The organism is Aquabacterium sp. (assembly GCF_029946005.1).
Classification (GTDB): domain Bacteria; phylum Pseudomonadota; class Gammaproteobacteria; order Burkholderiales; family Burkholderiaceae_C; genus Aquabacterium.
Genome location: NZ_JAQSDR010000027.1, coordinates 1 through 20,586 on the forward strand (window position 1 = coordinate 1; position 20,586 = coordinate 20,586).

The following is a 20,586-nucleotide window of genomic DNA, read 5'->3' on the forward strand; positions in this document are numbered from 1 at the left end:
AATACCGGCCTGTCACGCCGGGGGTCGCGGGTTCGAGTCCCGTCCACTCCGCCAAAATTGCAAAGCCCTGATGCGTTAGCCTCAGGGCTTTTTGCTTGGGAAATTAGGTGTGCCCAAGCGTCAATCTGGGGTTGCCTCGGCCTGATGGCGGCGCCCGAACATGGCCCAGCTTTCCAGCAGCAGCACCACTTCACCGCGCTGGTTGATGCCTTCCCAGCGCGACTGCGTCAATCCTACATGGGCCTTGCTCTTCATCGGGCGATTGGCCAGCACAGTCATCACAGCGCGGATCTCGTCGCCAACCATCACGGGTTTCAGCCATTTGAGGCTGTCCAGACCGGGCGATCCCAGGCTGGACGAATCGAGCAGGAAGCCGTCGCACATCAGGCGCATCACCATGCTGCTGGTGTGCCAGCCACTGGCGGCTAGGCCACCGAACAGTGAAGCCTTGCCGGCCTCTTCACTCAAGTGGAAGGGCTGGGGGTCGAACTTCTGCGCAAAATCGATCACTTCGTCTCGGTTGACCAATTTGGGGCCGAAGGTCATGGTCAAGCCCGGCGTCAGGTCTTCCCAGAACCAACGGGGTGTCATGGAAGTTATCTGGCTTGTGGTCGGCATGCGGCATCTCCTGATGGAGAAGCGTACCGTAGAACATCACGCCCGTCGTTTGGTCAGGGCAAGGCCACAGGTGAGCAATCCACCAACCAGCATCCACAAGCTGGTGGGCTCGGGCACGACGGTGGCTTGCACGGACAATTGGTCGGATTGCAGTCCGAAATCGCCGTTGTAGCCAGCCTCACTGGCTTCGTAAAAATTGGTGCCGGGCTTGAAAGCGGCGACCAGCCTGAACCCGAAGCCCAAGTTGTTGTTCACCGATGGCAGCAGTGAGGAGACATTGAAGGTTTTCGTGAACCAGGTGTCAGCGGCCGACACGCCAAACACAGCGACGTCAAGCCATGAACTGCCACTGTTGTCGCTCGCTTGCAGCGCAAACCACTTGTTGCCGCTGGGCTGGGTTTTGAAGTCAAAGCTCAACATGACATCGGCGTAGCCCAAGGTGGAGACCCATCCTTCGAGCCCGGTTGTGCCGGAGCCAACGCCCTGCGCAGGGTAGTTGCCCACGGATAAAGAGCTGTCCAGGGGGAACGTGGCTGGATCGTTGGGTGAGCCGGAGGTGAAGAAGCTGGTGGCGCCGCCAATCAGCGCCAAGCTGCCAGAACCTATCGTCGGGGTGAGGCTGCCCGTGCTGACCAGTCCATCGTCACTGTTGAAGCTCCATTGAGCCAAGGGCGCTGCCATGATGGGTAGCACCAGCGCGGTATTCAGGACAAGGAATGTTGCCAGTTTCTTCATGAGAAGCCTCTATTGGGTGCGGTCTTCGATCATGTTTTCACTGATGCGAACGATCCTCAATCCCTAGGATCGCGAAGGAGCGACGAGGCTTCGTGGGGTCCAGACACCGCTGGACAGCAAGGTGCCCAGCACGATCACCGTGGTGCTGGCCATCATGGAGGCGCTGACCTGTTCGTTCAGGAACAAGTGGCCCCACAACATGCCGAACACGGGAATCAGGAAGGTCACGGTCAAGGCCTTGGTGGGGCCCACCCGGGCGATCAAGCGGTAGAACATCCAGTAAGCCAGGGCGGTGCACAACACGGCCAGGCCCAGCGCGGCACCCCAGGTCGCAGCGGGCACCTGCTCCCATCGTAGAGCCGGACCTTGCACAGGCTGAGGCCCCAGCCACCAGGCGGGCAGGGCCAACATCAAGGCCGCGCAGCCCAGCGAGCCTGCGCTGACGCTCACCGCCGACAGCCCACTGAGGTAGCGCTTGGCGTGGTGGACCGCCAGTGCGTACATCAGGGTGGAGGCCAGGCACAGCGCCACCGCTGGCCACGCGGCGCCCGAGCCAATCTGAGAGCGGTCGGCCGCCAGCAGTGCCACGCCGCCAATGCCGATGGCCAGCCCCAGCAGTCGGCCCGCGGACAGGCGCTCACCGGCCCACCACCAACCCACCAGCGCGCCCCACAGCGGGGTGGTGGCGTTGAGGATGGACAGCAGTCCGGCGGGCAGCGAGCGCGCGGCCTGACTGAGTCCCAAAAATGGGAGCACGTAGGCCAGCAGCGCCGAAACCATCAGGGCGGGCAGCCATGGCTTGAGGCGTGCCAGGTCGCCACGCAGCATCAGCACTGGCAAGAGCAGCAGGGCGGCCCCGGTGACCCGCAACGCGGCCACCGCCACCGGCCCCACGACCGGTGCGGCCATGCGCAAGAACAGGAATGAGGCCCCCCAGATCGCAGCCAGGAGCAGCATTTCCAGGAGATCGCGTGCTTTCACAGCAGCACTTCCTGCCCGGGCGTTGGGCAGTGAAGTCGCTGGTGGTGAACTTGGTGTCCTTCTTGGGTCAGCAGTGCGATTTTTCGGTGCATGCCGCCAGAGTACCCGGTCAATTGGGCGTCACGGCCCACCACCCTGTGGCACGGCACAATGATGGAGATGGGGTTGCGGCCCACCGCCATGCCCACCGCACGGTTGGCCTTCGGATTGCCAAGAAGCCCTGCAATCTCACCGTAACTGCAAATCTCACCATGCGCGATCGTCTGCAGAGCACGCCAGACGGCTTGTTGGAACGCCGTGCCCACCAAGTCCAGGGGGATGGTGAAATGGTCCGCAGCGCCCGTGGGGGCGGCCCAGTATCGTTGCAACTGCATTTCCGCCTCATGGAACAGCGAATCGTGCGGGTGCTGTGGGGCGTCCAGCTGGCCGGGGAAGTCTCGCTGACCCTCGACAAACCAAAGCCCGGCCAAACCCTGCGCCGTGCGCGCCAGCAAGACCTTGCCGAGGGGCGAGTCGATGTGCGTCTGCGCGGTGTACATGGTTTGAATAGTGGGTGCTTGACCTGGCGAGTTGGCATCCTATCTGCAATCCGTCACGGGTCCATCGTCCAGGGTCTCTAGAATCCCTCCCAACACGCACCCTGTCTGCGTCACCGAATCATTTCAAATCAGCAAAGGATCACCATGCAAGTCACCGCTTCCATTTTCAAGGCTTATGACATCCGCGGCATCGTGGACAAGACGCTGGACGTGGCCATGGCTGAGCACCTGGGCCGTGCCTTTGGCACCGAAGCACTCAAGCTGGGCGAAAAGGCCGTGGCCATTGGCCGCGATGGCCGCTTGTCCGGCCCCAGCCTGGCCGCAGCCCTGATAAGCGGCCTGCGCTCGACCGGCATCAACGTGATCGACTTGGGCGCCGTGACGACGCCCATGCTGTATTACGTGGCCGCCACCCGGGGCGACCAGGGCTGCCACAGCGGCATCCAGGTCACCGGCAGCCACAACCCCAAGGATTACAACGGCTTCAAGATGGTGCTGGGTGGCCGGGCCATTTACGGCGATGACATCCAAGGCCTGCGCCAACGCATCGAGGCCGAAGACTACGCCACGGGCAGCGGCAGCCTCAGCGAGTTGAACGTGCTGGCCGAGTACACACAACGCATCATTGGCGATTGCAAGCTGGCCCGCCCGATGAAGATCGTGGTCGACTCCGGCAACGGCATCCCCGGCGCGTCGGCCCCTGGCATCCTGCGCGCCCTGGGTTGCGAGGTGATTGAGCTGTTTTCAGAAGTGGACGGCGACTTCCCCAACCACCATCCCGATCCCTCCAAACCAGAAAACCTCGTTGACCTGATCAAGGCCGTGAAAGAACATGGCGCCGAGCTGGGCCTGGCCTTTGATGGCGATGGTGACCGCCTGGGCGTGGTCACCAAGGATGGCAACAACATCTTCCCGGACCGCCAGATCATGTTGTTCGCCCGCGACGTGCTGAGCCGCGTGCCCGGCGCCCAGATCATCTTCGACGTGAAGTGCAGCCAGCGCTTGCCCCAGGCCATCCGCGAAGCGGGCGGCGTGCCCGTGATGTACAAGACCGGGCACTCACTGGTCAAGGCCAAGCTCAAGGAAACGGGATCGCCTTTTGCCGGAGAGATGAGCGGCCACATCTTCTTCGCTGAGCGTTGGTACGGTTTCGACGATGCCACCTACACGGCCGGCCGCTTGCTCGAGATCCTGAGCAAGTCCGCCAACCCCAGCGAGATCCTGGACGCGCTGCCCACCAGCTACAGCACGCCTGAGCTGAACGTGGCCTGCGCCGAAGGCGAGCACCACGATGTGGTGGCCAAGCTGAAGGAAACCGCCAAGTTCCCGGATGCCCTCGAAGTGGTCACCATCGACGGCCTGCGCGCCGACTTCGCTGATGGCTTCGGCTTGGTGCGTGCCTCGAACACGACGCCGGTGCTGGTGCTGCGTTTCGAAGGCCAGACGCAAGCCGCGCTGGACCGCATCCAGAAGCAATTCATGGCCGCCATCCTGGCGGTGAAGCCAGACGCCCATGTGGGCGCCAGCGCGCACTGATCGATCAACCGCGTGTTCAAAACCTGGTTGGCGCAACAGGCCTACAGCCTGTTGATGCGCGTGATCGTGCCCGCCTACCTGTGGCGGGTGTGGCGACGTGGGCGGCAGGAGCCGCTTTATCGGGTGAACTGGCTTCAACGTCTGGGTTGGTATGGCCGGGCCCACCGCCAGGCCGTGTGGGCTTTGCACACTCAAGCTGGTGTGGCGGCTGCGCCGGTGGTGTGGGTGCACGCCGTGTCACTGGGTGAGACCCTGGCGGCCCGCCCGCTGATCGCCGCCTTGCGCGAGTCATGGCCAGGCCTTTGTTTGCTGCTGACCCATGGCACCGCCACCGGGCGTGAGGCCGGCCGGGCACTATTGCAAGACGGCGATGTGCAAACCTGGCTGCCCTACGACACCCCAGGCGCCGTGCACCGCTTTCTGCAAGCGCATCGGCCTGCCGTCGGCATCCTGATGGAAACGGAAATCTGGCCCAATCTGCAGGAGGCGAGCCGGACACGAAGGCTACCGATGGTGCTGGCCAACGCCCGGCTGAGCGCCAAGAGCCTGCGCCAAGCCCAGCGTTTTGCGCCACTGCTGCGCCCCGCCGCTGAAAGCCTGACGATGGCTCTGGCGCAGACCCAGGCCGATGCCGATCGCCTGATCCAGGCGGGGGTGAAGCACGTCCATGTGTGTGGCAATGTCAAGTTCGACATGACGCCGTCGCCGGACCTGCTAGCGCAAGGGCGAGCCTGGGCGTCACTGAGCGAGCGGCCGGTGGTGCTGGCTGCGGTCACCCGCGAAGGCGAAGAGCCTGAGTTGCTGGATGCCTGGGTCAACCTGGCCCGAAATGGCATGGGCCAGACGCCTTTGCCGCGCTTGCTGATCGTGCCCCGGCACCCACAACGTTTTGACGAGGTGGTCGCGCTGGTCGCTCAACGCGGCCTGAGCCTGTCGCGGCGCAGCGATTGGGGGGCCACCGGGCCCCACGCACAAGCCCTCGCTTGCGATGTCTGGCTGGGCGACACCATGGGTGAGATGGCGGCGTATTACGCCCTGGCCCGCGTGGCCTTGCTGGGCGGGAGCTTCGCGCCCTTGGGGGGGCAGAACCTGATAGAGGCGGCAGCTTGCGGCTGTCCCTTGGTGATGGGGCCACACACCTTCAACTTCGCCGATGCGGCCGAATTGAGCGAAGCAGCCGGGGCGGCCGTTCGCGTGGCGTCCCTGTCAGAGGGGCTGACGGTAGCCTTGACCTTGATGGCGCCAGCCCAGCACCAAGCCATGGCCGTGCAGGCCTTGCACTTTGCGGGCACTCACCGGGGCGCGGCTTGCCGAATGGCGAAAATCATGACCAGCACGTTACATTTGGGCGCTTCCAAGGAGGGGTCAAACACTTGAATTCCCCTCATTCCCGGGATGGTTAAGGTGCCCCGCCGTGGGTCACACTGTATCCACACGTAAACGAACTCCTTGTTTGCATGCAAAGGAATGTATGGGCATCGCGTTGAATAAACTGAAAACCGCCGTTTTGTCGGCCTTCTTGGTGGTGGCCACCCAGGCTGGTGCAGTCACCACTGGTTTGGGCTTGCTCGGCACAGGCGACACTGAATTCAGCAATTCGTTCTGGAGCACGGGCACGTTCACGGACTACTACACCTTCACCCTGGGCTCAACCAGCGGCGGTGTTGGCGGTTCAGTCCTGACAACGGACCTGTCCTTGTTCACCCGTGACCTGGACGTGACCCAGCTGGCGCTGTCTGGCGGCACCCTGGCTTCGACCTTGGTGGACAACGATGCCAGCAACGGTTTCTCGTTCAACGGCCTGGGCGCAGGCGCCTACACCATGGCCCTGACGGTCAATGTGGGCAACAAGGCCACGTTCTTCTCCAGCTATGGCGCCTACCAGGGCACCATTCGTGCCCAGGCTTCCACGGCACCCGTGGCTTCGCCGGCCCCCGAAGCCGCTGACTTCGCCATGGCCCTGATGGGTCTGGCCGGTGTGGGCTTCATGGTGCGTCGCCGCCGCTCGGCTCGCTGAGGCCTTTGGGTCAGCAGGGATGACGGGCCTTCGGGCCCGTTTTCTTTTGGGGCCATGCAACAGCGCTCTCGTTGATAATGATTTTTTAAAGACCTTGGAGTCTGGGCCTATGCGCGTGTTCAAACTGGGTGTGCTGTCCTTGTTGATGGTGCTTTTGGTGGCCTGCGGGCCAGACAAAGCTCCAGCCGATGGCCAGGTCGTGGCGCTGGTCAACGAGGACGAGATCTCTGTTCACCAGGTGCAGGCGGTGTTGCAGCGCCAACCAGCCTTGTCCGGGCAACTGGGCCAGGCGGCGGGCGAGAAAGTCCTTCAGGGTCTGATCGAGCAAGAGTTGGCTGCCCAGGCCGCGCGCGCGCAAAAGCTTGAAAGCAGCCCTAAGGTCTTGCAGGCGATGGCGCTGGCCAAACGCGAGATTCTGGCGCGCGAGTACCAGGACCGCCTGGCCGACAAGGCCGCCCCACCTGACGCGGGCGACATCGACCGTTATTACGACGAGCACCCTGAGTTGTTCAAGGAGCGTCGGCAGTACACGATCCAGGAGATGGCCGTGAAGGTCAGCCCCGCCGAAGCCCCCGCATGGCGCGACCGAGTCAAAGCCACCGCCAGCTTGGCGGAGGTCAATGAGGTGGTGCGCGCCAGTGGATTGCCAGCCACCAGCCGCGAGATGGTGGAGTGGGCCGAGAACCTTCCGCTGGCTCTGCTCAAGCAGTTTGCCAGCTTGGAGCCGGGCCATTCCCTGGTGTTGGAGCGTCCGGATGGTCTGGTGATCGGCACCTTGGTGCGCACTGAGTTGGGCTCCATCAATCGGCGCGATGCCGCTCAGGCGATTCAGGCTGTGTTGACCAACCAGCGCCGTCGGGAGGTGGTTGCCAAGGGCATGGAAGCTTTGCGCCAAGGGGCCAAGATCCAATTGATGGGCCAGTTTGCCGCAGGGGCCAGCGCGCCGACTGGGGCTTCCTCGGCATCTGTGACTCAGTGAACAGTTTGACCTTGGCGCCAACCGCCGACCCTGACCGCCGGTTCTGGTTCATCGCGGGCATGGGCCTGGCGGCGCTGGTCCTGCCGACCTTGTGGGATTTTCTGTTTGGCGAGTGGTCCTCCTATAGCCAGGGTCACGAGGTGCTGCTGCTGGGCGCCGCCGCCTGGTTGTTTTACCGCCAGGCCAACACCATTGCCGCATTGCCGGATCGACCCGCCGATTGGTCGCCGATCCTGATTCTGGCGCTGGGTTTGACGCTCTACGCCTTTGGCCGCACCCAGCAGTTCCTGCGGCTGGAAATCCTGTCGCTTTACTTCGTCCTGGTGTCGGTGCTGGCCTGCTTCAAAGGCTGGGCGGTACTGCGGCACATCTGGTTCGTGCTGCTGTTTTTGCTGTTCGTGGTGCCGCTGCCGTTTTCCGCCATCGTGGTGGTGACCGGGCCCTTGAAAGAGGCCGTCTCGGTGGTGGCCAGCACGGTGCTGGGCTGGGCCGGTTACCCGGTCGGGCATGTGGGCGTGGTGATCACCGTGGGCCAATATCAGCTGCTGGTGGCCGAGGCCTGTGCCGGCCTGCACTCCATGTTCATCCTTGAAGCCATGGGCCTGCTTTACAGCAACCTCATGAACTACAAATCGTGGCTGCGCAATGTGCTGCTGGCCGTGCTGGTGGTGCCTTTGTCCTTCGTGGCCAATGTGTTGCGGGTGATGATCCTGGTGGTGGTGACCTACCACTTTGGTGATCGTGTGGGGCAGGGCTTTCTGCACAACTTTGCGGGGCTGGTGTTGTTTGGCTTGGCCCTGGCCTTGATTGGCGGGGCCGATCGGGTGCTGGGCGCGGTCTTGCCCGAAAGGTTCCGCCGATGAGCCGCAATCGCACCAAAGCCTGGGTGCTGGCCGCGTGCATGCTGGCCGTGGCGGGTTTGGCCGCCGTGGGCAAGCCGAACACGCAAGCGGCCATGGACGCCCGCTCCCAGATGCCACTGGAGGCCATTTTCCCCAGTCAGTTCGACGATTGGCGTCTGGACCCGGCCAGTTCGGTGTTTGTGCGCCCAGCCGTGGACCAGGCCAAGCAGTTTCAGATGTACGACCAGGTGCTGGAGCGCACCTACATCAACGGACAGGGGCAGCGTTTGATGCTATCGGTGGCCTATGGTCGACAGCAGTCGGTGGGCTTGCAAATGCACCGGCCTGAGGTTTGCTACCAGGCGGGTGGGTTCAAGGTGCAAGACGTCACCCCCGCGTTGATTGAGGCGGCGGGGCAGGTTTTGCCGGTGACGCATTTGCAGGCGAACATGGATGGGCGTCCCGAGCCCATCACCTATTGGCGCTTGCTGGGCGATGGCGTGGTGACCGACGATTCCGTGTTCAAGTTTCGGCAGCTGTCATCGGGCTTGCGCGGGCAGGTGTTGGATGGCCTGCTGGTGCGCGTGTCCAGCATTGACCAGGACACCGATGGTGCCCACCGTTTGCAGGCGCGCTTTGTCGACCAACTGGCGCGGGCCATGAGCCCTGAGATGCGCGTGCGGGCATTTGGCGCACGGACCACTCCGCCGCAGCCTTGATGAACTAAAGTTTGATTGGGTCAGGCTTGAAGCGATTGCCACTCGGGGTGGCGCTTCAGGTAGACGCGGACGTAGCTGCAGACCGGGTCGATCTTCAGGCCCTCGGCTTTTGCCCACACGAGCGCGGCCTTCACCAAAGCGGCGGCGATGCCACGGCCTTCCAGGGACGATGGCACCAAGGTGTGCGTCATGTGGACGATGGCGCCGCTGCGCCGGTAGTCCGCCACACAGCGCTGGCCTTCAACGATGGTTTCAAAGCATGACGCCTCGGGGCGGTGGGCGACGGTGAATGGAGTGGCGGTGTTGTTCATGGCTGAAAAGCTTACACCCAGCCCAAGGCACCCAACACCGCGCCCAAGGCGACCAAGGCGATCAGAGGGACTTTGGTTCGCCACACCAGCAAGGCCACGGCGGCACTGAGCATCAAGGCAGCAGGGTGCTGAACCGAGGGCGCCAGCAGCCAGCCCGTGGCCAGCAGCAGCCCGATGGTGACCGGGGTCATGCCCGATTGAAATGCCTGCACCCCCAGCCAGTCCCGGCGCGAGGCGACCCAGCGTGACGCCGTCAAGGCCAGGGTGCTGGACGGGATCATGACGCCGACGAGGCTGGTCAAGGCCCCGCCCAGGCCCGCGCTGTACCAACCGATCAAGCCCACGAACAGCACGTTCGGGCCAGGCGCGGCCTGGGCCAGGGCGATGGCGGCGGTGAAGTTCTCGTCGGTCAACAGGCCGGCTTCAGCGACCAGGCGCCGGTGCATGTCCGACACCAAGGTGATGGCGCCGCCAATCGACATCAGGGACAAAGCCAGGAAGTGCTGGAACAGCTCCCACCAAACCTCGGGCGCCCAGGCCAAAGGAGATGCCGCTGGAGACAGGGCGGCGCTCACGTGGTCCGGCGGCGCCGCAGCACGGCGTAAGTGAGCAGGCAGGTGGCACCGCCCAGGCCCAGCAGCACCCAGACCAGCGGCCAGCGCAGCCAGGCCATCATGCCGAAAGCGGCGGCGGCCAAGCTCAGGCTGACACCCAGGCTCAAAGGGTGTTGCTTCAAGGGCGCGGCCAGTCGCAGCACGGTGCCCACGATCTGTCCGGCGGCCACGGCGGCAATGCCGGTAAGTGCCCCTCGCACCAGGCCGTGTGCGGTCGAATCGTGCGGCACCAAGGCAATGAGCCAGGCCAGGAACAGCATCAGGATCAGGGGGGCGGTCATCATGCCGGCCAGGGCGACGGCGGCACCGCGCCATCCAAAGAACCGATCGCCGATCATCAGCGACAGGTTACAGACGTTAGGGCCGGGCAGCACTTGCGCGGTGCCCAGCAGCTCGACGAACTCCTTGGCCGTCAGCCACCGTCGGCGTTCGCACAGCTCGCGCTGGGCAATGGCGATCACGCCGCCAAAACCTTGCAAGGCCAGCACGGTGAAGGCGATGAACAATTCGCCCAGTGATGCGGGGCGGGCGCAGCTGTCCTCCTCGCTGAGTGCGAGGACGGGATCAGGCATACACGGCCACCACCTGGTATCCAAAGGCGGCCAGTTGGCCGTCGGGCGTCCAAAGGTGGGCGCGGTCGTTGGCATAGCCTTCTTCGTACGCGATGGTGTCCTGGTCCAGGCGCCACAAGCCGTCGGGGTCGACTTCGGTGACTGGACGCAACTCCAGCGCCCATGAGACCGAGCTGGCGGGCGCAAAGGCCTTGGCCTGTGAGAGCGCGGGGGAGGGGCCGGCGTCGGTCAGGATGATGGCGATGAGCTCGTTGTCCACGCCCGCGCTGTCTTTCATGCGCAAGTGGTAACGGGTCAACCAGTCGCCGCCGCCGGTGAAGGGGAAGGCGCCTTCGGCCAGGCGGAAGTCCAGGTGCTGCGTGAAGTTGGGCGTCAGGCCGGGCAGGTAGGGCAGGGAAGTGGCGGCTTCGGCGCTCACGGGCACGGGGGGCTGGGCAGGCTGGCGCGTGGGCAGGTTGGAAGCGCGGCCCGTGCCGAACACCCCCAACAGGATGCCGCACACCTGCTCCACGCCCTGGGCGTCGGCTTGCAGCACCATTGCTTTGACTTGGCGAACGTTTTTGCCCTGGCGCAGCAACGAGACCTCAACCTGAAAAGGCGCCAGGCTGACCGGGCCGACGAAATTGGTTTGCAGGGCCCGAAGGGGCCAGTCCGCACCGCACACGTCGCGCATGGCTTGCACGGACAGCGCTGACAGCAGGCCTCCGAACAGGGTGCGGCCTTGCTGCCAATCCTCGGTCACCTGAAAAGTGACCCGCTGGCCCTGGACGCTGCGGGCGGCCAACAGGCTGGCCAGTGGTGTGATGGCGGTGAGTTCAGTGGACATGAATCGTGACCTTGGCGCTGCTGTGATGCGCTATTATCGAACGATCGTGCTTTTTTTGCTGGCTTCCGCCTGTTGAAAAATCACCTCGATTTGCTCCGGGGGCACCGGGCGGCTGAACAGGTAGCCTTGGGCGATGTCACAGCCCAGCGCGCACAAGAAAGCCTCCTGGTCGGGCATCTCGACGCCTTCGGCCACGACGTTGAGGTTCATGCCCCGGGCCAGCGAGATCATGGTCTGCACCAGTTGGGCATCGCTGCTGTTGCCAGGCAGGTCCTGGATGAAGCTGCGGTCGATTTTGAGTTGGTGCACCGGGAAGCGCTTGAGGTAGGCCAGCGATGAATAGCCCGTGCCGAAGTCGTCGATCGACAGGGACACACCCAGCGCGTGCAGCATGTGCAGGAACTGCTCGGCGCCCACGCTGGATTCCATCAGACCGCTTTCGGTGATCTCCAGCTCCAGCCGATGAGCAGGCAGGCCGGTGCGGTTCAGGATGCGCGAGACGCGTTCAACCACACCACCACGGCGCACTTCGCTGGGCGACAGGTTGACCGAGATGCGGCCGAAGTCGATGCCGCCGTCCAGCCAGGCTTTGCCCTGGCGGCAGGCTTCGTTGAGCACCCATTCGCCCAGCGCCACGATCATGCCGGTGTCTTCCATCACGGGGATGAACTCGTCGGGGCCGATGGGGGGCAAGGTTTCCAGCGCGCCTTCTGGTGTTTTCAGTCGGACCAGGGCTTCCAGCGCGACCACCTTGCGGTCGGTCAGGCGCACCAGCGGTTGGTAGTGCAGCACGAACTCGCCATGCTCGACCGCGCGGCGCAGGCGCGTTTCCATGTGCAGGCGGCTGGTGGCGTCGGTGGTGAAGGAGCTGGTGTAGAAGCTGAAGTTATTGCGGCCCCGGCGCTTGGACTCGTACATGGCGGCGTCGGCGTCGCGGATCAATTCGGCGGCGTCGATGCCGTCGTCCGGGTACATGCTGATGCCGATGCTGGCACGCACGTAGACCTGCTGGCCGCTGTCCAGGGTGAAGGGCTCGTTCAGGGTGTCCAGAATGGCTTGCGCCACATGCGCAGCCTGCTGCGGATGGCGCAGGTGCTCCAGCACCAGGATGAACTCGTCGCCGCCCAATCGACCCAGGGTGTCTTCCTGGCGCACGCGTTGGCTCAGGCGCTGGGCCACCTGCTGCAGCAGGTTGTCGCCAGCGGCGTGGCCCAGGCCGTCGTTCACTGTTTTGAAGTTGTCCAGATCCACAAACACCACGCCCACCAGGGTACGGTGGCGCTCGGCCAGGCTCACCGCGTGGGCCAGGCGCTCGTGGATCATGGCGCGGTTGGGCAACTCGGTCAGGGTGTCGAAGTGGGCCATGCGCGCCAGGCGCTCTTCGGTTTGCTTGAGCTGGGTGATGTCGGTCATCACGCACACAAAATGGCTGGGTCTGCCCGACGGATTGCGCACCGAACTGACCGACAGCTTGGTCATGAACAGCTCACCGCCCTTGCGCTGGCTCCAAACCTCGCCTTGCCAGCTGGACTCGGTCAGCAGGCTCTTGCGGATTTCGCTGATCACGTCGTGCGGGTTGTCGGGGAAGAGGAAGTCGGCGCCGTGGCCCAGCACATCGTCCTCGGTGTAGCCGGTGATGTCGGTGAAGGCGGGGTTGATGGACACCAGGATGCGGTCGCGGTTGAGCACGACCATGCCATCGCGCGTGCTTTCCAGTGCGGCGGCGTGCAGGCGGATGCGCTCTTCTGCCAGCTCGCGCAGGGACTCGCGGTGCAGGTTGGTGAGGGCAAAACCCAGGTCGCTGGCCACGTCTTCAAACAGGGCACGCTCGTCCTGGTCCTGGGCGTTCAATTGCTTGTCGAGCAGGAACAAATGCCCCATCAACTGCATGTCGCGGCGCAGCGGGATGATGGCGCAGCCTTTCAGGCCCAGGCTCAGGGCCTCGTCGGCCCAGGGCGGACGGTTGGGCACTTGCGACAAATCGGCCGTGTGGAAGATGCGGCCTTCGTGCATGGCCCGGTCCATCGGGGCGTCGGTCTCCAGGCTGGGCAGAAAGCCATCAAAGGCCTGCATGATCGCGTCCATGGGCGAGCTGCCTGGCAACACCTCGCAGCTCATGACGTCACCGTCCCAATCGCTGAGCGTCACCCACGCCTTCTTGAAGCGACCGTGTTCAAGCGCCGCGCGGCACACGTGGGTCAGCAGGTCGGACTCGGTGGTGGACCAGACGATGGCCTGGTTGACCTGGCTCAGGAAGTCGTACAGCCGGGTCATGTGGACCAGGCGTTGCTCGGCGCGGCGGCGCGCGGTCACGTCCCAGATCATCCACACGACGCGGTCGGAATCACCCACGGGTGCGCAGCGGCTGTCGAAATGGCGGTGGCCACCCATGATGCGGATGGGGTAGCTCAAGGTCTGGGTCTGGCGGGTCTCCAGCGCCTTCGTCAGGGTGCCCATGAACAGGGCAATGTTGGCAGGTGAGAAGAACGTCGACGCCAGTTGCCCGATCAGCTGTTCGCGCGGGCGGCCCAGCAAAGCCGATGAGTGGTTGCCAAAGATCTCGATGTAGCGGCCGTCCTTGTCCAGCAGAAAGGCCAAATCCGGAAGGGCGTCGGCAAAGGCCTGCAGTTCAGCTTCGCGGCGCATCAGGGCTTGCGTGGCGGCCTCGCGCTGCTTGTGGGCGCGGCCGATCAGGGTCAACAGCACCAGCGTGACCAGGCCGACGATGCCCATGTTGATCAGGTCGATCTGCTTTTGGGCGTGGGTTTCTTCCTTGAGCACCGTTTGCCATTCCGCGCGGGCCTGCGTGGCCGATTGGTCCACCGCCTCCATGGCCGTCAACAACCGCGATGCCGGGACGGCTTCGGGCTGTTCCAGACGTTGCTTCAACAACTGCTGGGCGTTCTGCAGACGGCTCTGCAAGGTCTGCAAGGTGTTCCGCATGGCGGGGGCGGGCGCTTGCAGCAATTGCGTGGCGGCCTGAACCGCCTCGTTCAAAGGGGCCTTGACCTGCTGGTGGTTGTCGTGAGTTCTACCCTCCAGCAGTTGCTCGGCCAGCCACTGGCTGCGCAGGGACTCCAGCCGGGTTTGGGCCAGCAAGGTGTCGAAAGCGTGACCACGGTTTTGCAAATCGCGCCAGCTCATGTGCGACCAGGCCATGAGGGCCACGCAAATGGCCGCCAACGCTGCCACCGCCAGGGCCAGCGGGCCAAAACGGCCGAGGGCTGGCATGGGCAGGGAAGTGGTGCCGGGTTTGGGAGGGGAAGAGGTGATGGCAGTTGCGCTCACATTGGCAGAGAAAGGGGCGGGACTGGGCAGCTTAGGTGAAAAATCGCGACATGAGCCATCATCTGGAGATGACCCCTTGCGCGACCCCTCAGGCAGGGGTCCTGATCCATGAACTAATTCACGAAACCATGACGATCCCAGCTGTTTATTCGCCACTGTTCGAAGCGCATTCGCATTTTTTCACCGCCCGTGGCCTGCGCCACCATGTTTTGACATGGGGTGATATGGCGCAAGCGACGGCCGAGCAACCCCTGTTGGTGCTGGCCCACGGTTGGATGGATGTGGGGGCCTCCTTTCAGTTCATGGTCGATGCCTTGCGCCAACTCTCTGGCTGGGAAGCCCGCCCCATCGTCGCCATCGACTGGCGCGGCTTTGGCGAAACCTCTGCGCCCGCAGGGGACAGCTATTTCTTCGCCGATTACCTGGGCGACCTGGACGCCCTTCTGGACCAACTCTCGCCCGAGCGACCTGTCGATCTGCTGGGTCACAGCATGGGCGGCAACGTGGTGATGCTGTACGCCGCCGTGCGACCTGAGCGAATCCGCCGCCTGATCAACTTGGAGGGCTTCGGCATGCCCGCCACCCAGCCGGACGAGGCCCCGGGCCGCTACGTCAAGTGGCTGAACGAGATCAAAGCGCCCGCCCGCCTGAAGGACTACGACTCGGTGGAAGGGGTGGCCAAAAGGTTGCAATCGACCAACCCGCGCCTGCGCCCCGAGTTCGCCCTGTGGCTGGCCGGGCAGTGGGCGCGCGAAGAGGGGGGGCGTTGGGTCATCAAGGCCGACTCGGCCCACAAGCGCTCACAGCCCATCCTCTACCGCGTCGAGGAAGTGCAGGCCTTTTTGAAGCGCATCACCATGCCCGTGCTGTTTGTCGAAGCGGCCCAGACCGCCTATTTCAGGTTGTTCAGCGGCAAATTCACTCGGGAGGAGTTCCTGGAGCGCGTCAAATCAGTCTCGAATTTCACGCTGGAAACCATCGCTGATGCCGGGCACATGGTGCACCATGACCAACCCGTTGAACTCGCTGACCACATTGCCAAATTTCTGGATGCGCCATTCAAGGACATCGCATGAGAAAATGCGCCTTGCTCGGCGCCCGGCGCGCCCCCTGAACCGATTGCGGACACAAGAACATGGACATCGAACACATCAACTCCCTGGGCCAGCAGATTGCTGATTTGGGTCAGCGCACCGCTGACCTGCGGAGGTATCTTTGACTGGGATGAAAAATCCCGCCGCCTGAGCGAAGTCAACGCCGAACTCGAAGACCCGGCCGTCTGGAACGACCCCAAGCGCGCCCAGGAACTGGGCAAAGAGAAGAAAGCGCTGGAAAACGTCGTCATGACGATTGCCGAACTGGAGTCGGGCCTGGCGGACAACGCCGAGCTGTTCGACATGTCCAAGGCCGACAACGATTTCGACGGCTTGCAGGCGATCTTTGACGATGTGGCCACCCAGGACGCCCGCGTGAGTGCGCTGGAGTTCCGCCGCATGTTCAACAACCCGGCCGATCCTCTGCCCGCTTTCGTGGACATCCAGGCCGGCGCCGGTGGCACCGAAGCCTGCGACTGGGCCAGCATGCTGCTGCGCCAGTACATCCGCTACGCCGAGCGCAAGGGTTTCACGGCCACCGTTGAAGACCTCACCGATGGCGACACCGCCGGCATCAAGAGCGCCACCATCAAAGTCGAGGGCGAGTACGCTTTCGGCCTGCTGCGCACCGAAACCGGCGTGCACCGCCTCGTCCGCAAGTCGCCATTCGACTCGTCGGGCGGGCGCCACACCAGCTTCGCCAGCGTGTTCGTCTACCCCGAGATCGACGACACCATCGAGATCGACATCAACCCGGCCGATGTGCGCACCGACACCTTCCGGGCCAGTGGCGCGGGCGGTCAGCACATCAACAAAACCGACTCGGCCGTGCGCCTGACCCACATCCCCACCGGGATCGTCGTGCAATGCCAGGACGGCCGCAGCCAGCACGGCAACCGCGATGTGGCCTGGAAGCGCCTGCGCTCGCGCCTGTACGACTTCGAGATGCGCAAGCGCCAGGAAGCGCAGCAGAAGCTGGAAGACAGCAAGACCGATGTGGGCTGGGGTCACCAGATCCGCTCGTACGTGCTGGACAACAGCCGCATCAAGGATTTACGCACCAACGTCGAGATCTCCAACACCCAGAAAGTTCTGGACGGGGATCTGGACGCCTTCATCGAGGCCAGCCTGAAACAAGGCGTTTGAGAAAGCACACCCATGCGTGAAGGCACTGCCCATTTGATTCGCCGCGAAGACTACGCGGCCCCTGCGTTCTGGATCAAGACGGTCGACCTGACTTTTGACCTGGACCCGGCCAAGACCCTGGTCATCAACAAGATGACCCTGGAGCGCAACCTGGCACAACCAGGCGCCTCATTGCGCTTGGACGGCGAAGACCTGAACCTCACCCGGGTGCTGGTCGATGGTGAATCGATTTCGTTCAGGGTGGAAGACCAGCAACTGGTGCTGGACAACCTACCCGACCAGCCCTTCACGCTGGAGATCCGCAACACCTGCGCGCCTGAAAAGAACACGCAGCTGTCGGGCCTGTACACCAGCAGCGGTGGTTTCTTCACGCAGTGCGAAGCATTAGGCTTTCGCCGCATCACCTACTTCCTGGATCGCCCTGACGTGATGGCCACCTTCAAGGTGACCTTGAAGGCCGACAAGCTGAAGTACCCCGCGCTGCTGTCCAACGGCAACCTGGTGGAAGAAGGTGCCATTGATGCCAAGCGCCACTACGCCGTCTGGGTTGATCCGCACCCCAAGCCCTGCTACCTGTTCGCCCTGGTGGCCGCCGACCTGGTGCGCCGTGAGCAACGCATCCGCACGCGCGCTGGCAAGGATCACCTGCTGCAAATTTACGTGCGCGCCGGTGACCTGGACAAGACCGAGCACGCCATGAACTCGCTGATGGCCTCCATCGCTTGGGACGAACATCGGTTCGGCCTGAGCCTGGACCTTGAGCGCTTCATGATCGTCGCCGTGAGCGACTTCAACATGGGCGCCATGGAGAACAAGGGCCTGAACATCTTCAACACCAAGTTTGTGCTGGCCAACCCCGCCACCGCGTCTGATGTTGATTTTGGCAATGTTGAAAGCGTGGTCGCCCATGAGTACTTCCACAACTGGACCGGCAACCGCGTCACCTGCCGCGACTGGTTCCAGCTGTCATTGAAAGAAGGCCTCACCGTCTTCCGCGACCAGCAGTTCAGCCAAGACATGGCGGGCAGCACCAGCGCCCGCGCCGTCAAGCGCATCGAGGACGTGCGCACCCTGCGCCAGGTGCAGTTTCCGGAAGACGCGGGCCCCATGGCTCACCCCGTGCGCCCCGACAGCTACATGGCCATCGACAATTTCTACACCGCTACGGTGTACGAAAAGGGCGCTGAAGTGGTGCGCATGATGCACACCCTGGTGGGCGAAACCGGCTTTGCCGCTGGCATGAAGCTGTATTTCGCGCGCCATGATGGCCAGGCCGTGACCTGCGACGATTTCGCGCAAGCCGTGGCCGACGCCAACCCCGACAGCGAGTTGGCCAAGCGCCTGGGCGGCTTCAAGAACTGGTATGCCCAGGCTGGCACGCCGCGTGTTCAGGCCCGTGGGGAGTACGACGCCGAGGCGCGCACCTACACCCTGCACCTCAGCCAATCATCCAACCCCACGCCCGGCCAGCCCACCAAGGCGCCATACGTGATCCCCGTGGCCATGGGCCTGGTGGCGCACGATGGCCGCAGCCTGTTCCTGCACCTGGAAGGTGATGCCTTGCCGATCGGCCCGCAAACCGTGCTGGTGCTGTCCGAAGCCCAGCAAAGTTTCACCTTCGTCCACGTGCCCACCGAGCCGGTGCCTTCGCTGCTGCGCGGCTTTTCTGCCCCGGTGGTGCTCGAAGCCGAGCTGAACGACGACGCTTTGTTCACCCTGCTGTCGCACGACCTGGACCCCTTCAACCGCTGGGAAGCCGCGCAAAAGCTGGCCCTGCGCCGCCTGCTGGCCGCCGTGAACGGCCAAGCACAAGCCGAACTGGACGAGCGCTTTGTGCAGGCCTTGCGCGGCATCCTGCGCAACCCCGAACTCGATGCAGCCTTTAAAGACCTGGTCCTGACCCTGCCCAGCGAAAGCTATGTGGCCGAGCAGCTTGACGTGATTGACCCGCAGCGCATTCACACCGCGCGTGAAGCCATGAAGCTGCAACTGGCCAAGGCTTTGCACGAGGATTGGGCCTGGGCCTATGAAACCAACCACGACAACGGCGGCTACACGCCTGATGCCGTCAGCATGGGCCGCCGCGCGCTGGCCAACCTGGCGCTCAGCATGCTGTGCCTGGATGCCAGCGTGCGCAACAACCCCTTGTGGACCGGCAAGGCTTTCCAGCGCTACAAGGACGCCACCAACATGACCGACCGCCTGGGGGCCTTGAGCGCCCTGGTGTCTGGCCATTCCGAGTTGGCGCAAGCCGCGCTGGACCGCTTCCACGCGCAGTACAAGGACGAAGCCCTGGTCATCGACAAGTGGTTCGCCCTGCAAGCCGCCGCCCCTGAAAAGGACGGCAAGGTTTTTGCGCGTTGCAAGGCCTTGATGAACCACCCGGACTTCACCTTGCGCACGCCCAACCGCGCGCGCAGCTTGCTGATGAGCCTGTGCTCGGCCAACCCTGCCGCCTTCCACCGCCCCGATGCGGCTGGTTATGTGTTCTGGGCCGACCGCGTGATCGAGATCGATGCCATCAACCCCCAACTGGCTGCCCGCCTGGCGCGCGCGCTGGACCATTGGCGCCGCCTGGCCGAGCCCTATCAAACGGCCGCCCGTGAAGCCTTGAGCCGCGTGGCTGCCAAAGCCGAACTGTCGGACGACGTGCGCGAAATCGTCACGCGCGCGCTGCAAGACTAATTGGCCATTTCAAACTTCAACCATCACTCACACCATGTCTCACCGTGTCAGCCTGACCCAATACCTGATCGAGCAACAGCGCGGCGCCGCGCAGTTGCCTTCCCAGTTGCGCCTGCTCATCGAAGTGGTCGCGCGTGCTTGCAAGAGCATCGCCATCAGCGTCAACAAAGGCGCCTTGGGTGATGTGCTGGGCACCGCGGGCAGCGAGAACGTGCAGGGCGAAGTCCAGAAGAAGCTGGACATCATCGCCAACGAAGTGCTGATTGAAGCCAACGAATGGGGCGGCCACCTGGCCGGCATGGCGTCTGAAGAAATGGACGACATGCATGCCGTGCCCAACCGCTACCCGCAGGGCGAATACCTGTTGTTGTTCGACCCCCTTGACGGCTCCAGCAACATCGATGTGAACGTCAGCATCGGCACCATTTTCTCGGTGCTCAAGCACCAGGGCGGCGATGTCACCAACGACAGCTTCCTGCAACCTGGCACCGACCAGGTCTGCGCGGGTTACTGTGTGTATGGCCCCCAGACTACCCTGGTGCTGACCGTGGGCAAGGGCGTGGTCATGTTCACGCTGGACCGTGAGCAGGGCGCCTGGGTGATGACCGACAGCGACGTCAGGATTCCCGAAGACACCAAGGAATTCGCCATCAACATGTCGAACATGCGCCACTGGGCCCCGCCCATGAAGCGCTACATCGACGAATGCCTGGAAGGCAAGGACGGCGTGCGCGGCAAGGATTTCAACATGCGCTGGGTGGCCTCCATGGTGGCCGACGTGCACCGCATCCTGACGCGTGGCGGTATCTTCATGTACCCCTGGGACAAGCGTGAGCCGGGCAAGCCTGGCAAGCTGCGCCTGATGTACGAGGCCAACCCGATGAGCTTTTTGGTGGAGCAGGCGGGCGGCATGTCGACCAACGGCACGCAGCGCATCATGGAGTTGCAGCCCACGCAATTGCATGAGCGGGTCAGCGTGATGCTGGGCTCGAAGAACGAAGTGGCGCGGGTGACGCAGTACCACCTGGACCAAGGCGCCTGAGAAAGTAAGCTGGCTGAAAAGCCATGCTAGAATTTTGGTCTG

Annotated in this window: 19 protein-coding genes; 10 read left to right on the top strand and 9 right to left on the bottom strand. The window is 63.6% G+C overall.

Going from position 1 to position 20,586, the window contains the following annotated elements:
* Positions 1–120 precede the first annotated feature (120 nt).
* The 4 genes from PSV38_RS13240 to PSV38_RS13255 all read right to left on the bottom strand — a co-directional run bounded on the left by PSV38_RS13240 (position 121) and on the right by PSV38_RS13255 (position 2,873).
* A complete protein-coding gene (locus tag PSV38_RS13240) occupies positions 121–591 on the bottom strand; it encodes a MaoC family dehydratase (protein WP_300548139.1) in 471 nt (156 codons plus the stop codon).
* 63 nt (positions 592–654) lie between these two features.
* Positions 655–1,353, bottom strand: coding sequence for a PEP-CTERM sorting domain-containing protein (locus PSV38_RS13245; RefSeq protein ID WP_300548140.1), 699 nt, complete (start codon positions 1,351–1,353; stop codon positions 655–657).
* 63 nt (positions 1,354–1,416) lie between these two features.
* Entirely contained in the window at positions 1,417–2,334 is a 918-nt protein-coding gene (locus tag PSV38_RS13250) for a DMT family transporter (RefSeq protein ID WP_300548142.1), read from the bottom strand.
* Complete coding sequence (locus tag PSV38_RS13255) at positions 2,331–2,873, bottom strand: methylated-DNA--[protein]-cysteine S-methyltransferase (protein ID WP_300548144.1); 543 nt, start codon at positions 2,871–2,873, stop codon at positions 2,331–2,333. The genes PSV38_RS13250 and PSV38_RS13255 overlap by 4 nt, the downstream gene beginning before the upstream one ends.
* A gap of 144 nt (positions 2,874–3,017) precedes the next feature.
* Here PSV38_RS13255 and PSV38_RS13260 point away from each other — a divergent pair, with 144 nt between their 5' ends.
* The 6 genes from PSV38_RS13260 (at position 3,018) to epsI (ending at position 8,966) form a co-directional block, all read left to right on the top strand.
* The gene (locus tag PSV38_RS13260) at positions 3,018–4,409 is read left to right on the top strand and encodes a phosphomannomutase/phosphoglucomutase (protein WP_300548146.1); all 1,392 of its coding nucleotides are present in this window, start codon (positions 3,018–3,020) and stop codon (positions 4,407–4,409) included.
* A gap of 12 nt (positions 4,410–4,421) precedes the next feature.
* A complete protein-coding gene (locus PSV38_RS13265) occupies positions 4,422–5,786 on the top strand; it encodes a 3-deoxy-D-manno-octulosonic acid transferase (protein WP_300548148.1) in 1,365 nt (454 codons plus the stop codon).
* A gap of 106 nt (positions 5,787–5,892) precedes the next feature.
* On the top strand, positions 5,893–6,426 hold the full coding sequence (locus tag PSV38_RS13270) for an FxDxF family PEP-CTERM protein (RefSeq protein ID WP_300548150.1): 534 nt from the start codon (positions 5,893–5,895) through the stop codon (positions 6,424–6,426).
* A 109-nt stretch (positions 6,427–6,535) separates the two neighbouring features.
* A complete protein-coding gene (locus PSV38_RS13275; RefSeq protein ID WP_300548152.1) occupies positions 6,536–7,405 on the top strand; it encodes an EpsD family peptidyl-prolyl cis-trans isomerase in 870 nt (289 codons plus the stop codon).
* A complete protein-coding gene (gene xrtB / locus PSV38_RS13280; protein ID WP_300548154.1) occupies positions 7,402–8,268 on the top strand; it encodes an exosortase B in 867 nt (288 codons plus the stop codon). The genes PSV38_RS13275 and xrtB overlap by 4 nt, the downstream gene beginning before the upstream one ends.
* Positions 8,265–8,966, top strand: coding sequence for an exosortase-associated protein EpsI, B-type (gene epsI / locus PSV38_RS13285; protein WP_300548156.1), 702 nt, complete (start codon positions 8,265–8,267; stop codon positions 8,964–8,966). Before xrtB ends, epsI begins: the two co-directional genes overlap by 4 nt.
* Before the next feature lie 20 nt (positions 8,967–8,986).
* Here the strand turns inward: epsI and PSV38_RS13290 are convergent, their stop codons facing one another.
* Genes PSV38_RS13290 through PSV38_RS13310 form a run of 5 tightly spaced genes read right to left on the bottom strand, consistent with a single transcriptional unit; the run spans position 8,987 to position 14,520 of the window.
* Positions 8,987–9,277 (bottom strand): GNAT family N-acetyltransferase, encoded by a 291-nt coding sequence (locus tag PSV38_RS13290; protein WP_300548158.1) that lies wholly within the window; start codon positions 9,275–9,277, stop codon positions 8,987–8,989.
* Positions 9,278–9,288: 11 nt separating this feature from the next.
* A complete protein-coding gene (locus PSV38_RS13295) occupies positions 9,289–9,840 on the bottom strand; it encodes a chromate transporter (protein ID WP_300548444.1) in 552 nt (183 codons plus the stop codon).
* A gap of 8 nt (positions 9,841–9,848) precedes the next feature.
* Positions 9,849–10,463 carry a chromate transporter gene (locus PSV38_RS13300; protein ID WP_300548159.1) on the bottom strand — a complete coding sequence of 205 codons (615 nt, stop codon included), beginning with the start codon at positions 10,461–10,463 and terminating at the stop codon, positions 9,849–9,851.
* On the bottom strand, positions 10,456–11,289 hold the full coding sequence (locus PSV38_RS13305; RefSeq protein ID WP_300548161.1) for a thioesterase family protein: 834 nt from the start codon (positions 11,287–11,289) through the stop codon (positions 10,456–10,458). The genes PSV38_RS13300 and PSV38_RS13305 overlap by 8 nt, the downstream gene beginning before the upstream one ends.
* 33 nt (positions 11,290–11,322) lie before the next feature.
* Entirely contained in the window at positions 11,323–14,520 is a 3,198-nt protein-coding gene (locus tag PSV38_RS13310) for an EAL domain-containing protein (protein ID WP_300548163.1), read from the bottom strand.
* A gap of 185 nt (positions 14,521–14,705) precedes the next feature.
* On the opposite strand from PSV38_RS13310, the gene PSV38_RS13315 reads away from it, so the two are divergent.
* From PSV38_RS13315 to PSV38_RS13330, 4 genes are all read left to right on the top strand, one after another.
* Entirely contained in the window at positions 14,706–15,653 is a 948-nt protein-coding gene (locus PSV38_RS13315; protein ID WP_300548165.1) for an alpha/beta hydrolase, read from the top strand.
* 59 nt (positions 15,654–15,712) lie between these two features.
* Positions 15,713–16,817, top strand: a protein-coding gene (prfB, locus tag PSV38_RS13320) for a peptide chain release factor 2 (RefSeq protein WP_300548167.1) whose coding sequence is annotated in 2 segments (ribosomal slippage) — positions 15,713–15,793 and positions 15,795–16,817 — 1,104 coding nt in all. Because the reading frame shifts where the segments join, the coding sequence is not laid out codon by codon here.
* 12 nt (positions 16,818–16,829) lie between these two features.
* Positions 16,830–19,502, top strand: coding sequence for an aminopeptidase N (gene pepN, locus PSV38_RS13325; RefSeq protein WP_300548169.1), 2,673 nt, complete (start codon positions 16,830–16,832; stop codon positions 19,500–19,502).
* Between the two features lie 34 nt (positions 19,503–19,536).
* Complete coding sequence (locus tag PSV38_RS13330; protein WP_300548171.1) at positions 19,537–20,544, top strand: class 1 fructose-bisphosphatase; 1,008 nt, start codon at positions 19,537–19,539, stop codon at positions 20,542–20,544.
* Positions 20,545–20,586: the final 42 nt, after the last annotated feature.

Excerpts from the sequence above, each read along its gene's own strand:
- PSV38_RS13260 (WP_300548146.1), top strand. The coding sequence starts at position 3,018 with ATGCAAGTCACCGCTTCCATTTTCAAGGCTTATGACATCCGCGGCATC.
- PSV38_RS13305 (WP_300548161.1), bottom strand. The coding sequence starts at position 11,289 with ATGTCCACTGAACTCACCGCCATCACACCACTGGCCAGCCTGTTGGCC.
- PSV38_RS13300 (WP_300548159.1), bottom strand. The coding sequence starts at position 10,463 with ATGCCTGATCCCGTCCTCGCACTCAGCGAGGAGGACAGCTGCGCCCGC.
- PSV38_RS13275 (WP_300548152.1), top strand. The coding sequence starts at position 6,536 with ATGCGCGTGTTCAAACTGGGTGTGCTGTCCTTGTTGATGGTGCTTTTG.
- pepN (WP_300548169.1), top strand. The coding sequence starts at position 16,830 with ATGCGTGAAGGCACTGCCCATTTGATTCGCCGCGAAGACTACGCGGCC.
- PSV38_RS13240 (WP_300548139.1), bottom strand. The coding sequence starts at position 591 with ATGACACCCCGTTGGTTCTGGGAAGACCTGACGCCGGGCTTGACCATG.
- PSV38_RS13255 (WP_300548144.1), bottom strand. The coding sequence starts at position 2,873 with ATGTACACCGCGCAGACGCACATCGACTCGCCCCTCGGCAAGGTCTTG.
- PSV38_RS13310 (WP_300548163.1), bottom strand. The coding sequence starts at position 14,520 with ATGCCAGCCCTCGGCCGTTTTGGCCCGCTGGCCCTGGCGGTGGCAGCG.
- epsI (WP_300548156.1), top strand. The coding sequence starts at position 8,265 with ATGAGCCGCAATCGCACCAAAGCCTGGGTGCTGGCCGCGTGCATGCTG.
- PSV38_RS13315 (WP_300548165.1), top strand. The coding sequence starts at position 14,706 with ATGACGATCCCAGCTGTTTATTCGCCACTGTTCGAAGCGCATTCGCAT.
- PSV38_RS13245 (WP_300548140.1), bottom strand. The coding sequence starts at position 1,353 with ATGAAGAAACTGGCAACATTCCTTGTCCTGAATACCGCGCTGGTGCTA.
- PSV38_RS13330 (WP_300548171.1), top strand. The coding sequence starts at position 19,537 with ATGTCTCACCGTGTCAGCCTGACCCAATACCTGATCGAGCAACAGCGC.
- PSV38_RS13290 (WP_300548158.1), bottom strand. The coding sequence starts at position 9,277 with ATGAACAACACCGCCACTCCATTCACCGTCGCCCACCGCCCCGAGGCG.